The sequence below is a fragment of the Streptomyces sp. NPDC007095 genome (assembly GCF_040634475.1).
Lineage (GTDB): Bacteria > Actinomycetota > Actinomycetes > Streptomycetales > Streptomycetaceae > Streptomyces.
This window is the reverse complement of sequence record NZ_JBEYFS010000014.1, coordinates 33888-48921: the sequence shown is the minus strand read 5'-3', so window position 1 is coordinate 48921 and position 15034 is coordinate 33888. Positions and strand designations below refer to the sequence as shown.

Genomic DNA, 15034 nt, shown 5'->3' with positions numbered 1-15034 from the left:
CAGCAATGACTTGAGTGGAACGGACTCAAGTGTGCACGACACTCACCGCTGGGTCAACAGACATGAGTCATGGAGGCTCAAGTCTTATCTCTTGCTTACACGCAGGTGTGCTTGTAGACGTGGCCCGACCTGCGGCTTCTCGGTCAACTGACTCCCGGACGCGGGGGCATGCCGTCCCCCGTAGGTGGGGATCCGAAGCAGCACGAGTACGCCGACACAGGCGCCGCCCGCCACCCACAACGCCGCCGTCGCGCTCACCCATCCCATGTCGATCAGCATCCCGACGAGTGCACCCGCGAAGCCGGTGACCCCCACGACGACCGCGGCACCCCGAGGGGTGACACCGAGGCGCCGCAGCCGGTGGACCAGATGATCGGGGGCGCCGCGCAGCAGCGGACGCCGGGCCCGCCGCCGCGACACCAGCACCAGTACGGCGTCGGCGGTCGCCACGGCCGTCAGCGCGAACGCGGCGCCCACGCTCGACCCGGCCGCCCGCCCGGCGTGGACCAGTACCGCCGCCGAGGTCAGCATGAACCCGACGAACAGCGCGCCGCAGCGCCCCGGCACGATCCGGGCCGGGGGCCAGTTGTGCATCAGGAACCCGGTCAGCGCGGCGGACAGCACGCTCAGCAGCGCCGCGAGCCCGTCCATGACCTCGGCGGCCGCGCAGCCGCTCAGTGCGAAGGCGGTCACCACCGCGACCGTCCCCATCACTCCGTCGGCGTGATCGAGCGAGGTGAAGGCATGGGTGGCGAGGGCGATCCAGCCGACGGCCACCATCCCGGCCACCGGTCCGAGCTCGTCGTAGGGCACGGTCAGCGCGGCGGCGCCGGTCACGACGGCCGCCTGGAGCGGAACCCGCAGAAGAGCCGGCGGGGGCCACAGGTCGGCGACGAGCCCGAGGGCACCGACCCCGATCCCGGCGGCCAGCAGCCGCCCGGCCGCCGGCCCCAGCGGCGCCACGTCCGTCCAGTCCCCGACCCCGGCGACGAACGCCGTGACCGCCACCACGGCCACCCCGCCGAGCAGCGGCACCGCGCGCGCCCGCCGCCGTTCGACCACGCCGAGGCGCAGAGCGAGGAGCCGCAGCAGGGCGGCGAGCACGGCGGCGAGGAGCAGGGCGGAGGTGGCGGCGACGATTCCGTACAGCACGCCGCCAATTTAGTATTAAATGTCGCAAATACGCCGCAGATAACACGATCGGGTTTACGTGTCGGCCGGTGACCCCGCGACCGCGGGTCGGCGACTTCGGCGACTCAGGTGGACCTCAGCGACGCAGATCACCGCACCGCTGGCTACAGTGCGGCGGAAGATATGGGTAGTCTCAGACGGACTGCATAAGTTACCGCTTAGTAATCAGCTGAAGGTCGGCCTTCAGCTCCCCCCTCGCAGGCCCGAGGAGCCCCCAATGCAACTCGCCGCGATCATTGTGTCGCTGACGCTGACCGTGGTCGGCGTTGCTCTCATCGCACGAGCCGTCGCACAGATCTACCGGTTCATCAAGCTGGGCCAGCCGGTCCCGGCCGGTTCCCGAACCGACGACTGGAAGGCCCGCAGCATCACGCTGGCCAAGGAGTTCGTCGGCCACACCCGGATGAACCGGTGGGGGATCATCGGCGTCGCGCACTGGTTCGTCGCCGTCGGCTTCCTGACCCTCGGCCTGACGATCGTCACGGCGTACGGTCAGCTGTTCAAGGCCGACTGGACGCTGCCGGTCCTGGGCGGCTGGCTGCCCTACGAGCTGTACACCGAGTTCATCGCGCTGTTCACGACGCTCGGCATCCTCGTACTGATCGCGATCCGGCAGCTGAACCGGCCGTCGAAGCCGGGCCGCAAGTCGCGCTTCGCGGGCTCCAAGACGGGCCAGGCGTACTTCGTCGAGGCCGTGATCCTCGTCATCGGCCTCGCGATCATGACCCTGCGCGGCCTGGAGGGCGCGATCCACGGCGTGCACCACTACGAGGCCGCGTACTGGGCCTCGTACCCCCTGGTCGCCGCCTTCAAGGGCCTGAGCCTCGGCACACTGCAGAACCTGGTCTACCTGACCGCCATGATCAAGCTCGGCGTCACCATGGGCTGGGCGATCACGGTCGGTCTCAACACCAACATGGGTGTCGCCTGGCACCGCTTCCTCGCCTTCCCGAACATCTGGTTCAAGCGCAACGCCAAGGGCGAGACCGCTCTCGGCGGACTGCTCCCGATGACCAGCGGCGGCAAGGCCATCGACTTCACCGACCCCGGCGAGGACGACGTCTTCGGTGTCTCCCAGGTGGAGCAGTTCTCCTGGAAGGGCCTGCTGGACTTCTCCACGTGCACCGAGTGCGGCCGCTGCCAGTCGCAGTGCCCCGCCTGGAACACGGGCAAGCCGCTCTCCCCCAAGCTCCTCATCATGTCGCTGCGCGACCACGCGCACGCCAAGGCGCCCTACCTGCTCGCGGGCGGCGGCAAGAACATGGAGGGCGAGGAGAAGGCGAGTGAGGAACAGCTCGCCGGTGTGCCCGCCGCCGCGCTCGCCGAGGCCGAGCGCCCCCTCATCGGCACGTTCGAGGAGAACGGCGTCATCGACCCCGACGTGCTGTGGTCCTGCACCACGTGCGGCGCGTGCGTCGAGCAGTGCCCGGTCGACATCGAGCACATCGACCACATCGTCGACATGCGCCGCTACCAGGTGATGATCGAGAGCGCGTTCCCGTCCGAGGCGGGCACGATGCTCAAGAACCTGGAGAAGAAGGGCAACCCCTGGGGTCTGGCCAAGAAGCAGCGCCTCGAGTGGACGAAGGAAGTCGACTTCGAGATCCCGGTCGTCGGACGCGACATCGAGGACCTGTCCGAGGTCGAGTACCTGTACTGGGTCGGCTGCGCCGGTGCCCTCGAGGACCGCGCCAAGAAGACCACGAAGGCCTTCGCGGAGCTCCTCCACATGGCGGGCGTCAAGTTCGCCATCATGGGCGGCGACGAGAAATGCACCGGTGACTCCGCGCGCCGTCTCGGCAACGAGCCCCTGTTCCAGGAGCTCGGCATGGAGAACGTCGCCGCGCTGAACATGGCCTTCGGCGAGGATGACGAGGACGAGTCGACGAAGAAGCCGAAGTCGGCGAAGAAGATCGTCGCGACCTGTCCGCACTGCCTCAACACCATCGGCAACGAGTACCCGCAGCTCGGCGGCGACTACGAGGTCATCCACCACACCCAGCTGCTCCAGCACCTCATCGACGAGGGCAAGCTGCTGCCGGTCACCCCGGTGGACGGCCTCATCACCTACCACGACCCCTGCTACCTGGGCCGCCACAACAAGATCTACACGCCGCCGCGCGAGATCATGTCGGCCGTCCCGGGCCTGCGTCAGCAGGAGATGCACCGTCACAAGGAGCGTGGCTTCTGCTGCGGTGCCGGTGGTGCGCGGATGTGGATGGAGGAGCGGATCGGCAAGCGCATCAACAACGAGCGCGTCGACGAGGCTCTTTCGCTGAACCCGGACATCGTGTCCACGGCCTGCCCGTTCTGCCTCGTGATGCTGACCGACTCGGTCAACGGCAAGAAGAACGACGGCCAGGCCAAGGAGTCCGTCCAGGTCGTGGACGTGGCCCAGCTCCTCCTCGACTCCGTCAGGACGCCGGTTGATCCGGCGGGGGCGGCGGAGGCGGAGAGTGAGCCCGAGCCGGAGCCGGTGAAGTAACCGGCTTGATCGTCCGGACGCCGGTGGGCCGAGATTCTCGCCCGCCGGCGTCCGCGTTTCCTCGCCCCCGCCGCCCCTGCCCGACCCATCCCCGGGGCTACGCCCCGGACGAGCCCGCGCCCGACGCGAGCGCGCTCAAGGCGAAGCCACCGGCTACGGCGACTCCGGCGGTCGCGCCGATACCCATGACGACGGTCCTGCGCTTCACTGCCCTGTGCTTCGCGGAAAGCCTTCTCCCTGTTCACGGCGGCCATACGGCGGCCGAAACGGCCGGTCAGGGGCGTTCGGTCCATTCTTCGCGCCGGGCGCCGCCCCCGTCTGTCCGGTCCTTGCGAACGTAAATCGAGCCGCGCAATATTGTCAACAATTCTGTAAAACTCATCGCTGACACACGGTCCTTTCCGAGGTGGCGATACCGCTCCCACCGAATCCGGAGCATCATGGCGAGGTTGTTGTCAGTGGGGCGGATGAGGTGAACGGTGGGCGGGCGAAAAGCCGGTGTACGGGCCGGAGCGATCAGCTTCGTACTGCTGCTCGGGGGATGCGCCGGCACCGGGAACACCGGTTCCGCGCGACACGAACCCGTGACCGTCGCCAAGGCCCCCGCCCAACTCCCCGTCCCCCGCGGCAAGGGCGGCAAGGCCGTGGACGACTTCAACGGCGACGGCCGTCGCGACCTGGTCCTCAATGACCTCGTCAAGGGCCCGGACGACGCCCACGGCGACGACGCGGGCATCGGGATCGTCTACGGAACGGGAACCGCACATGGACTCGCGCCCGGCGCACGGCAGTTGCTGAACCCCGCGCGCCAGGCGGCCCGCACGAAGGGCCGGTCGCCCGCCGTCTTCGACGCGGAGGCGAGCTGCGACCTGGACAGGGACGGCTTCACCGATCTCGTGGTGTCGACGGACCCGCCGTACGACGGCCAGGGCCGGCCCCCCGTCCCCCTCCAGATCCTCTTCGGCTCCCCGGCCGGCCTCACCGGCAGGGCGGTCGAGCTGGTCATCCCGGAAGGGGCCCGCGCCGGCAACGACTGGCCCGACCAGCCCGTGTGCGGCGACTTCGACGGCGACGGCGCCGAAGACCTGGTCGTGCACGCCTCGGACGGCCGACTCAGCTATCTGCGCGGCCCGTTCACCAGGAAGGGCACCCCGCGCGCGGCGGGCAGGCCCCTCCCCTCACCCGGCACCGTGCCCACCGGCCCCGCCCTCGACGTGAACCGCGACGGCTACGACGACCTCCTCGTCCGTACGGCGGAAGGCCCAGGCACGTCCGCGCTCGTCCTCGGGGGCCCGGCCGGCCCCACCCGCACCGGCACCGCCCTGCCGAGCGGCATCGACGTCGCCCTCGGCCGCTTCGGCAGGGGCCGCGCCCTCGACGCGGCGGTCGGCTCGATGGACGGAACGTATCTGCGCTACGACCTCCCCGCCGCCGTACGCGACAGCATCAGCACCCCCGGTTCGGTGCTGGACGCCGGGGACTTCGACGGGGACGGCGTGAGCGAACTCGTCTCCAGCGGAGCGGAGTTGCGGATCCTGCGGGGCCGTACGACCGGACTGTCCGCGACGGGGATGGTGACCGTGCCGCCACCCGCCCGGGGCACCACCCGGGTCCTGACCGTCGCCGACTTCACGGGGGACGGGCGGGCGGACCTGGCCGTACGGACGTACGACGGGGAGACGAAGGACACGGTCGCGGTGTACGCGGGCAGCAAGGAGGCGCTGGTGACGGCGAAGCCGACGGTCACGTTCTCCACGTCCGAGTTCCTGGGAATGGGCTCCTGAAGCACGAGTCACCTCACCAACAGAGGCACTCGCCACAGGCGTTACGGGAATTAATCAAACTCACGTACAACCCTTGCCCCCCTTTCAAGGTCTTCTGTTCGCCGACCAGCCTCCGACCCCCGGGACAACTCCCGGTGAACGCGGGCGGTCCGCACCCCATTGACTGGGAATGCCCGCCAGGCATCCCCGCATGCCGCAGGAGACCCCCGCATGCACAAGCAGTACTCGCAGCACCGCACACACGCCTTCAGACTCGCCCTCGCGACGGCCACCGCGGCCGCGCTGACGGGCGGTCTCCTCACGTTCTCGGCCGCGACGGCGACGGCCGCCGACTCCACGAAGGTCCCGCAGGCCGACTTCAACGGCGACGGAATCGGCGACGTGGCCTTCTCGGCCCAGGGCGCCTATGTCAGCGGCCAGAAGGCCGCCGGCCAGCTCGTCGTCCTCTACGGCACCCACAGCGGCGTGTCCGCCGCCAAGCGCTCCACGCTCAGCCAGAACACCGCCGGGGTCCCCGGCACCGCCGAGGCCGGGGACGCCTTCGGCGCGGAGACGGCGTACGCGGACTTCAACGGCGACGGCTACGACGACCTCGCCGTGTCGTCCCCGCACGAGAAGTTCGGCAACGACGCCGACGCCGGTGGCCTCGCGGTCCTCTGGGGCTCCCCGAGCGGCCTCACCGGCAAGGGTGTGGCCATCGCCGACCCGGCCTCCTCCTCGCACGACCTGTGGGGCAAGAACCTGGCCGCGGGCGACTTCGACGGCGACGGCAAGGCGGACCTGGCCGTCGGAAACACGTCGAGCACGATCTACGTCTACAAGGGCGGCATCACCTCCAGCGGCACGGCCGGCCTCGCCCGCACCACGATCAAGCCCCCGATCCAGTCCGGCGGCAGCGCCCGCGGCCCGATGAACCTCACCGCCGGTGACATCAACGGCGACGGCCGCACCGACCTGGTGGTCGACGGCTTCGAGACCAAGACCGACTACGGCTGGAACACGAACTACTACGTGCCCGGCACGGCGAACGGCCTGAACGTCTCCGCCGCGAAGACCCTCAAGACCGGCATCATCACGGCCATCGGCGACATCAACGGCGACGGCTTCGGCGACATCGTCAGCGGCGCGCCCTGGGACAACACCAAGCTCAGCGACGGCACGACCCCTCCGGACTCCGCGTACGGCGGCAAGGTGAACATCACCTACGGCTCCGCGTCCGGCCCCGCCTCGACCGCCGGGATCAGCCAGAACACCGGCAGCGTGCCCGGCACCGCGGAGAAGAACGACAGCTTCGGCTACGAGCTGGACCTCGGCGACATCAACGGCGACGGTTTCCAGGACCTCGTCGTCAGCACCGCGTACGAGGACCTCGACGGCCACGCGGACGCCGGCATGGTCACCGTCCTGTACGGCTCCGCGCACGGCGTCAACACCTCCTCCGGCGCGCAGGCCTTCGCCCAGAGCACGCCCGGCGTCCCCGGCAACGACGAGAAGGGCGACCTCTTCGGCCTGGACGTGAAGCTCGACGACGTGAGCGGCGACGGCAGGGCCGACCTCCTGGTGGGCTCCGACGAGAACGCCGGCGACGGCACGGTCACCTACCTGCCCTCCACCGGCTCCAAGATCACCGCGACCGGCTCCCGCGCCATCTGGCCGGCCGACGCGGGCGTCTCGACGACGGGCACACCGTCGTTCGGCTCCAACTTCGCGGACTGATCCCAGCTGCCCCCGGCCGGGCCCGCACCCGCGGGCCCGGCTTCCCCCTCGCACGGAACCCGAGGGCTGTGACCCCGTAAGGGACACCGGTGCACTTCCCCTTAGGGGATGTCACAGCTCGGACCCAAACCCCCCTCCGATGGCCCGCACCCGGCACGCCACTGTGCGGGACCAGGTACGTTCGATTACGTGGCTGGATTCAGGATCGGACGCGGCCGGGACGACCGGGCCCCGCAAGCGCGACCGCAACAACACCGACCGTCGTACGGACAGCAGGCTCCGCAGGGAGGCCGGCAGCCGTACGGCTACCCGCCCGCGCCCTCGCAGCAGCAGCCGTACGGGGGTCAGCAGTACGGCGGCGGACAGCAGGGCGGGCAGCCGGGCTGGCCCCAGGCGAACGGCGGCGGCGCCGGCGGTCACGGCGAGCCGGAGTACTTCGGCGACGGTCACCCGCAGCAGGGTGGCGACCCGTACGCGGCGAACAGCCCCGGTCACACCCAGGCCTTCTCGGTCGGCGAGGACCCCTACACCCAGGGCGGGACCTACCGTGCCGGCCAGGCGGCGGCCCCGCCGATCGGCCCCCGTCTGCACTGGAAGGACCTGCTGAGGGGCATCGTCACGGCCCCCAACCAGACCTTCCTGCAGATGCGCGACTACACGATGTGGGCCCCGGCCCTGATCGTGACGTTCCTCTACGGCCTGCTGGCCGTCTTCGGCTTCGACGGCGCCCGCAAAGACGCCATAAACGCCACCCTCTCCAACGCCGTCCCGATCGTCCTGACGACGGCCGTGGCGATCGTCATCAGCACGTTCATCCTGGGTGTGGTCACCCACACCCTGGCCCGCCAGCTCGGCGGCGACGGCGCCTGGCAGCCCACGGTCGGCCTCTCCATGCTGATCATGTCCATCACGGACACCCCGCGCCTGATCGTCGCCATGTTCTTCGGCGGCAACGCGTCCTTCGTGCAGCTCCTCGGCTGGGCGACCTGGGTCGCTGCGGGCGCCCTGCTGACCCTCATGGTCGGCAAGTCCCACGACCTCCCGTGGCCGAAGGCACTGGCCGCGTCGGCGATCCAGCTGATCGCGATCCTGTCGATCATCAAGCTGGGCACGTTCTAGCGAGGACGCGCGGTACGCCGCGTACGCCGAGTACGTACGAGAGGGCCCCCGGCACCGAACCACTGCCGGGGGCCTTCTCCATCCCTTGCCGGGGCCAGGTCAGAGCGCTTCCTTCGACGGGGTGACCGGCTCTCCGGACTTACGCACGGGAGGCAACACACTCCAGGCGTCGTTGACTTGTCCCCCGGCTTGTTGCGCAGAACGATCAGGACACCGCAGGCACGCAGGTGGGGCTGGAACGACGACCAGCCTTCGATGTCCTTTGGGCGACTGCTTGCGGTCAACGGTGCCGGCGCCCGTGATGCCCCCGACCGGCAGCCGGAATACTGGAAAGTCGAGCTGCAGCTCGTCTTCGGCGAGGACCCGGCTTGGGCAGGGCTCGACAGCCTCGGGCATCAGGACACCGGGTTCGACTACGACGAGATCGGCATGCCCAGGACTGTCGCGCTGAGAGAGATGCGCCGGTTCATCGAGTCCTACCCCCAGCTGGCGGCCATGTGGCGAGCCGAGCCCATTCGCAGCAACCTGACCCTGGAGCAAGCGGGCTAGAGATCTTTGACGGTGCGGGTTACGTCGGGTCGTGACGGCTCCCGTGGGATGCGCTATGCCGGGAGGTGAGGTATCCCGATGGCGGTGGGCCGGCGGCCGAGGAGCGGGCTCGGCGTGAGCAAGTGCGGTTCGAAGCCGCTGATCTGATCGAGGCCGGGGCCAGTGACCGGGAGGTGGCCCGGCGGTTCAGGGTGACCCGGATGTCGGCGAACCGGTGGCGGCGTGCGTTGGCTTCGGGCGGTCGGCAGGCTTTGGCCTCCAAGGGTCCCGGCGGGGCGCGCGGGAGGGCGACTTGGAACAGGCGCTCGTCATGGGCGAACGCGCCCTCGAAGGCGAGCGCCAGTCCGTCCCTTCGCTCATCATGACGAGCCGCGAGCCGGCAGCCGAGATGAGGAGTTCCCACCCGCCACGTGCTTCCGGGCCGACTCGGACCCAGCGTGCCCGACGGGTCGGCACGGTCCCTGCGACTCTCCCGGCTACGCTCGCGCGGGAGCGCCCCGCAGCGCGTGGCTGCGGGGCGCCTAGTGGGGTTTAGTCGACCATCTGCCCGTCGAACGTACCGCCCCTGCAGGTGTTGGTCGCCCAATTGACAGTTCCGCCGCCCTGCTCGCACTCACCCGGGGTGAGGCTGGCGGCGGTGGCGGTGGCCGCGCCTGTGAGGCCGAGTCCGGCGAGGGCTGCCGTGGCGATGACGGCGGCGAGGATTCGTCGAATGCGCATTTGGTTCCCCTTTCACGGAATGCCTCAATTGGGGCACTAGTCAGCTTGATCTTCACCCATGTGGGTGGCACGCCATGTTGCGCCATTCGGGTGACATTGCTGGCGGGTGCGGGGTCGGTGACGCGACCCGTCAGACAGGCCCCAGGAGATCTCCAACGGTGCGGGTTACGTCGGGTCGTGACAGCTCCCGTGGGATGCGCTATGCCGGGAAGGTGAGGTGTCCCGATGGCGGTGGGCCGGCGGCCGAGGAGCGGATCAGAAGGTCACCGGCATCCCGAACAACACGAGAGCCCCTCGATGATCTTCGAGGGGCTCTTGCACATCTGCAATCTACGAAGAAACAGCGGGTCAGAGCGCTTCTCTAGACGGCGTGATCGGCTCGCCCGACTTACGTACTACAGGCAAAACACTCCAGGGGAAGTTGATCCAGTCGTCGGTCCGCTTCCACACGTACTCGCACTTCACCAGCGAGTGGGACTTCTCATAGATCACGGCGCTGCGGACCTCGGCGACGGTGTCGACGCAGAAGTCGTGCACGAGCTTGAGCGTCTTGCCGGTGTCGGCGACGTCGTCGGTGATCAGGATCTTCTTGTCGGAGAAGTCGATGGCGTTCGGGACGGGAGCGAGCATGACGGGCATGTCGAGCGTCGTACCCACACCGGTGTAGAACTCGACGTTGACCAGGTGGATGTTCTTGCAGTCGAGGGCGTACGCCAGTCCACCCGCGACGAAGACACCCCCGCGGGCGATGCTGAGCACTATGTCGGGCCGGTAGCCGTCGTCGGCGATGGTCTGGGCGAGCTCACGGACCGCGGTCCCGAACCGCTCGTAGGTGAGGTTCTCCCGCGCGTCGGACAAGCTCATGTCCCCGCTCCCGCTCACACCTGGGTCCGATGGAAGTTGAGGAAGGACCGGGAGGCGGTCGGCCCGCGCTGGCCCTGGTAGCGGGAGCCGTACCGGTCGCTGCCGTACGGGAACTCGGCCGGCGAGCTCAGCCGGAACATGCACAGCTGCCCGATCTTCATGCCCGGCCAGAGCTTGATCGGAAGCGTCGCGAGATTGGACAGCTCCAGGGTCACGTGCCCGGAGAAGCCGGGGTCGATGAACCCGGCGGTGGAGTGCGTGACGAGCCCCAGCCGTCCGAGCGAACTCTTGCCCTCCAGCCGCGAGGCAAGATCCACGGGAAGCGAGATCACCTCGTACGTGCTCGCGAGCACGAACTCCCCGGGGTGCAGGATGAACGGCTCGTCCCCCTCGGGCTCGACGAGCCGAGTCAGATCGGCCTGCTCGACGGAGGGGTCGATGTGCGGATAACGGTGATTCTCGAACACCCGGAAGTAGCGGTCGAGCCGCACGTCGATGCTCGAGGGCTGCACCATGGATTCGTCGTACGGGTCGATACGGACCCGGCCGGCGTCGATCTCGGCCCGGATGTCCTTGTCTGAGAGAAGCACGCCCCGAGGATACGCGGGGACTGTCAGCATTTCGCACAGTCCCCGCGCCCCAGGTCCTACCGCTGAGTCCTACCGCTTCTCGAGCGTGACCGGAACGACGCTCCGGAGCCGCGCACATCGCGGACACCGGACCAATCGACCGGGGCCGAGACGCTCGGCCTGCTGCATCGGGAACGAAGCGGTGCTGAACACGTGCCCCTCGGCACAACGGACGACGGTGCGCTCCATCAAGTCCTCAGAGTCCCTTCCCCAAGAGCCGCGTCTGACTGACGACGTAAGCCACATTACGGGATGAAAGGGACGGCTCTCCAGGCGGCACTCCGGCCCCGCCCAGACCCTCTTCCACCCCTCCACCGTACGCCCCAACTCCCGTCCCCCGCACCCGCGTCCACCCCCCGAAACGCGCACCGGCCCCACGGCGTCAGCGCCAGGGACCGGGCATGAGGTAGAGTGAGCGAGCATTCGACACCGGACAACCGGCGTCTTACGCGGGTGTAGTTTAGTGGTAGAACATCAGCTTCCCAAGCTGAGAGTGCGAGTTCGATTCTCGTCACCCGCTCCATGTGAAACCCCCAGGTCGATGACCCGGGGGTTCTTTGTTGTCTAGACCGGTGGGCGGGGCGTGCACCACATCCGCACCATAAGGGCTCGACTAGGTGCCAGTGGGCTTCCCTTTGTGGTGCACAGGGTCGTCGTCGTGGTGCTTCGCACGCTCGGCACGAACCATGCCATCAAGCCCCGCGGCTACGTCGCGCTGCCGCTCCTCGTCGGAGTGCTGATAGATCAGCGCGGCCTTCTCGGAAGACTGACCGGCCCGGACCATCGTGTCCTTGAGGGTGGCGCCCGAACGAGTCGAGAGCGTGTGTCCGGTGTGACGAAGGTCGTAGAAACGGAAGCCGTCCGGGAGGCCCACGGCTGCACGGGCCCGGCGCCACTTCCGGCCGAAGGAGGTGCGCCGGAAAGGAGCTCCCTTCTCGCCGACGAAAAGCAGACCGTCCGGGCCCTTCTCGGCGAACCAGGCGAGGTGCTGCCTCACCTCCTTGTGCAGGAAAGCCGGAAGCAGGACGGCACGGACGCCCGCGTCCGACTTGGTCTCACCGGGAGCGCGCTTGCCGTTCGTCCGCTCCGGCTCGGCGACGCGGACACGGATCACCAGGTTGCCGGGGTCGACGTCACGACGGCGCAGGCCGGCTAGTTCCTCGGGCCGCATCGGACCGTACGCGCCGAGGTAGACCATGAGGCGCCAGCGGATACCGATCGCATCGGCGAGGGCGTCGACCTGGGCGACGGTGGCGACGAGGCGTTCAGCGGCGGACTCCTTTCCCGCGCCCTTGATCCGGCACGGGTTGCGGCTCACCAGATCATCATCTACGGCCGTCTCGAAGATGCCCTTGAGGAGGCGGTATGCCTTGGCGACGGTGGTCTTGGCTCCGGTGGTGCGGAGGCGCTCAGACCGCCATTCACGGACGCGAGGAGCGGTGATCTCGTCCAAATCGAGCGCGCCGAAGGTCGGAAGGAGGTGCTTGTACAGATCCTCGGTGCGAACGGCCAACTCCCGCTCCTCGACCCACTTCTCGGCGTAGACGCGGAAGTTGACCGCCCCGGCGTCGGGAGCGCGCCAGTCCCCTCGGCTGAGATCTGCCTCAACCTGGGAGAGCCAGATCGGCGGACGGGATGGGAGCTGGGGTGAGTGGTGGGTCGAGGAGAGTCCAATGGCTACGGGCGTCGCATAAGTAGCCACAGGAGGGTCGTCCTCGTTCCGGCAACCGTCTGCGCAGAAAGCGTCATCGAGATTCCTAGGCGGCGCCGCTCGTCCCAGACTCGGGTCACACCTCCGCTCGCCCTCCGTGTGCTTTCACAGCCCGGCATCCTCTCCTTCTGCGGACCGGGGAGGCTGTAGAAACAGCAGAACATGGCTGCACCGGTCACACACCAAGACCCTGGTCCCGCGCTGACGCGCCAGCCTTTTACCCGCCAGACGGACCTTTATGGATAGCGGGTGCATACCCGCGGCAACTCCCTCCGCCCTAACGAGCGGCCCCTCACACAGCGGACATTGAGACGGATAAAGGCCTCCTACTGGCTCACCACTCAGCTCGTCAAGCACCAATGCTCCTTGATCTCCTAGCAGTTAGTAGCCTGGAGGCTATCCATGGCAGACAACACCGATGCGCCGTGGTCCCCACCCCGTAGCGTCCCCAATGCAGCCGAAGGGCGACCTGTATGACCGTCCGTGACCGATCTCTGTAGAGCTACGGATCAGAAGGTGCGCCGCGGCGGACTGAGTGTTCAACCGCGGTACAACGGCCTTGCACTACGGCTGATAGCCGCGGAAGGGGACGTGGAGACGTCTGTCGTCGGCGGGTGAGGCGGACCGCTCCCTCATCCATAGCCGGGGCGCCAGTCTTCCTGGCACAAGAGATCGATCTGTCCAGAGATGAGCCGCACGTAAAGAACACGGATCGTGTCGGGCGTAAGTCCCCGCAGATGCTGAGTGGTGGTTTCAGCCTCATCCTCCAGGACGACGAGACCAGCATCCCCCGCGAAGGCGAGGAGGCTCCATCCTGACTCATGGTCGGTGATCCAAAGGTCAGGGTGCTCAACATCTTCAATGTCGCGGGTTAGCTCGGAGAGCAACGCGTCGAGTTGCTCGTCCGTTACGACGTCGGCCTCAGTGCAGTCGCCCCAGCGGTGGTTCAAGGAGTAGCGCACAGCATGGAGACTACGGGGCCGACCACCGCGAGCTTCCAGCGAGTCTCATGCCACAGCCGTGCCAGAACGGGCGGGGCCCCACGGGGAATCAGGGTGCGCAAGGGTGCGTGATGCCAGACTCCGCCAAGACAAGGAGCCCAAGGTCAGGCCTGGACCGCCCAGCCTCTCTCCTAAAGCGGTTGTCCGCACTTGCGGGTGAGATCATCGAGGATGACAGGCGCTCAACTACCCCCAGGCTGGACCCTCCAGCGGATCCGCGACGTATCCGGGGACCGGGAGGCTGTCGCACTGGATCCAAACCGGGAGGTGCAGTGGGTGGTCGGCACCGGAGCCCACGAGGTCCTGCACCCAGCGATCATTCTCGGGTTCCACAGTCTGTGCCTCGTGAAGCCTGTCCAAGACGACGACTGGTACATGGGCAGCCTGAACGACGACGGCAGCGTCGACTGTTGGTCAGCCTACGGCGATCTGTACGAGGCGCTACGCGGTCTGTAGCGGCATGCGGGCTGGGCGAAACGGCGCCACCACTCGCTACGGCCCGGGCCGCCTCGGGGCCGTCGGAGGGTGCTCAACGTCGACCAACGCTGACAACCACCGACAGCTAAGTCGCAGGTCGCAGCGTTGATCGATTACACGGCCGCAGGTCAGAGACCCGGCCCTTCACTTCCAGAAGAACTGATCTCGCGGCGGTACAAGGTTAGTTGTAAGGTCGGCGCGTGACAGACAAGCGTGCAGGCACAGGTTCTCCTGACTGGGCCTACAACTGGGCAGACGGTACAGGTCTGCTCGGGATGGACCAACCGGAGTAAATCGACGCGGCATTTGAACGCGGCGAGCCGCACGTCGGATTGGCCGTGATCGGCATTGCCCTCAATTACTCCGATCCCGTGGCCATCCTTCCCCGGATCGCCCGCGCTCTCCGCTCGGACTCGGAAGAACTGCACCGACAGGGCACGGTCGCGCTAGCGCACGTTGCACGTCTTCACCACTCGGTCGATACCGAGTGCCTGGCCCTCTTGCGAACCCGCCCCAGGGGCAACGAAGCCGACGACGATCTCTGGACGTTTGTCCCGCACCGGCGCCTGCCTCTCTGGCTCTGGCGTCATCACCTGCCCCAGCACACGAAATGGCTACTTTGGGACCGCTGGCGCGCTTGAGACCGCGCACCCCCCAGCCATCCACCGTTGGAGGCGAGTGCTAGCCGTGCTCGTTGCGTGCCCGATCCGGCGAGATCTCCCGAGGTCTCACGGGGAACCGTGGGGCCAGTCGCGCTCCAGCCCAGGTCAGAGACTTCCCAGGTCAGC

General features: G+C 68.0%; 12 protein-coding genes and 1 tRNA gene. 7 read left to right on the top strand and 6 right to left on the bottom strand.

Annotated features, from left to right (window positions below):
- Positions 1-84: 84 nt before the first annotated feature.
- Complete coding sequence (locus ABZ656_RS07465; RefSeq protein ID WP_360265499.1) at positions 85-1152, bottom strand: MraY family glycosyltransferase; 1068 nt, start codon at positions 1150-1152, stop codon at positions 85-87.
- 256 nt (positions 1153-1408) lie between these two features.
- Here ABZ656_RS07465 and ABZ656_RS07460 point away from each other — a divergent pair, with 256 nt between their 5' ends.
- The 6 genes from ABZ656_RS07460 to ABZ656_RS07435 all read left to right on the top strand — a co-directional run bounded on the left by ABZ656_RS07460 (position 1409) and on the right by ABZ656_RS07435 (position 9209).
- Complete coding sequence (locus ABZ656_RS07460) at positions 1409-3676, top strand: (Fe-S)-binding protein (protein ID WP_101399447.1); 2268 nt, start codon at positions 1409-1411, stop codon at positions 3674-3676.
- Between the two features lie 527 nt (positions 3677-4203).
- Complete coding sequence (locus ABZ656_RS07455; protein ID WP_360265569.1) at positions 4204-5460, top strand: VCBS repeat-containing protein; 1257 nt, start codon at positions 4204-4206, stop codon at positions 5458-5460.
- 210 nt (positions 5461-5670) lie between these two features.
- The gene (locus tag ABZ656_RS07450) at positions 5671-7176 is read left to right on the top strand and encodes an FG-GAP and VCBS repeat-containing protein (protein WP_101399445.1); all 1506 of its coding nucleotides are present in this window, start codon (positions 5671-5673) and stop codon (positions 7174-7176) included.
- Positions 7177-7284: 108 nt separating this feature from the next.
- A complete protein-coding gene (locus tag ABZ656_RS07445; RefSeq protein WP_360265495.1) occupies positions 7285-8295 on the top strand; it encodes a Yip1 family protein in 1011 nt (336 codons plus the stop codon).
- A gap of 255 nt (positions 8296-8550) precedes the next feature.
- Complete coding sequence (locus ABZ656_RS07440) at positions 8551-8844, top strand: hypothetical protein (protein WP_360265492.1); 294 nt, start codon at positions 8551-8553, stop codon at positions 8842-8844.
- Between the two features lie 65 nt (positions 8845-8909).
- Entirely contained in the window at positions 8910-9209 is a 300-nt protein-coding gene (locus ABZ656_RS07435) for a helix-turn-helix domain-containing protein (protein WP_360265489.1), read from the top strand.
- 166 nt (positions 9210-9375) lie between these two features.
- Here ABZ656_RS07435 and ABZ656_RS07430 read toward each other — a convergent pair whose 3' ends face one another.
- The 3 genes from ABZ656_RS07430 to dcd form a co-directional block, all read right to left on the bottom strand.
- On the bottom strand, positions 9376-9564 hold the full coding sequence (locus tag ABZ656_RS07430) for a hypothetical protein (protein ID WP_101399435.1): 189 nt from the start codon (positions 9562-9564) through the stop codon (positions 9376-9378).
- 348 nt (positions 9565-9912) lie between these two features.
- Positions 9913-10428: a phosphoribosyltransferase gene (locus tag ABZ656_RS07425; RefSeq protein ID WP_101399433.1), complete on the bottom strand. Its 516-nt coding sequence runs from the start codon at positions 10426-10428 to the stop codon at positions 9913-9915.
- A 14-nt stretch (positions 10429-10442) separates the two neighbouring features.
- Positions 10443-11018: a dCTP deaminase gene (dcd, locus tag ABZ656_RS07420; protein WP_054231394.1), complete on the bottom strand. Its 576-nt coding sequence runs from the start codon at positions 11016-11018 to the stop codon at positions 10443-10445.
- A 488-nt stretch (positions 11019-11506) separates the two neighbouring features.
- Between dcd and ABZ656_RS07415 the strand changes: the two genes are divergently transcribed.
- Positions 11507-11580 (top strand) — tRNA-Gly (locus ABZ656_RS07415).
- Positions 11581-11670: 90 nt separating this feature from the next.
- Here ABZ656_RS07415 and ABZ656_RS07410 read toward each other — a convergent pair.
- Both ABZ656_RS07410 and ABZ656_RS07405 read right to left on the bottom strand, forming a co-directional pair.
- Positions 11671-12732: a tyrosine-type recombinase/integrase gene (locus ABZ656_RS07410; RefSeq protein ID WP_360265566.1), complete on the bottom strand. Its 1062-nt coding sequence runs from the start codon at positions 12730-12732 to the stop codon at positions 11671-11673.
- A gap of 668 nt (positions 12733-13400) precedes the next feature.
- Positions 13401-13730 (bottom strand): hypothetical protein, encoded by a 330-nt coding sequence (locus ABZ656_RS07405; protein WP_101399431.1) that lies wholly within the window; start codon positions 13728-13730, stop codon positions 13401-13403.
- Positions 13731-15034 lie beyond the last annotated feature (1304 nt).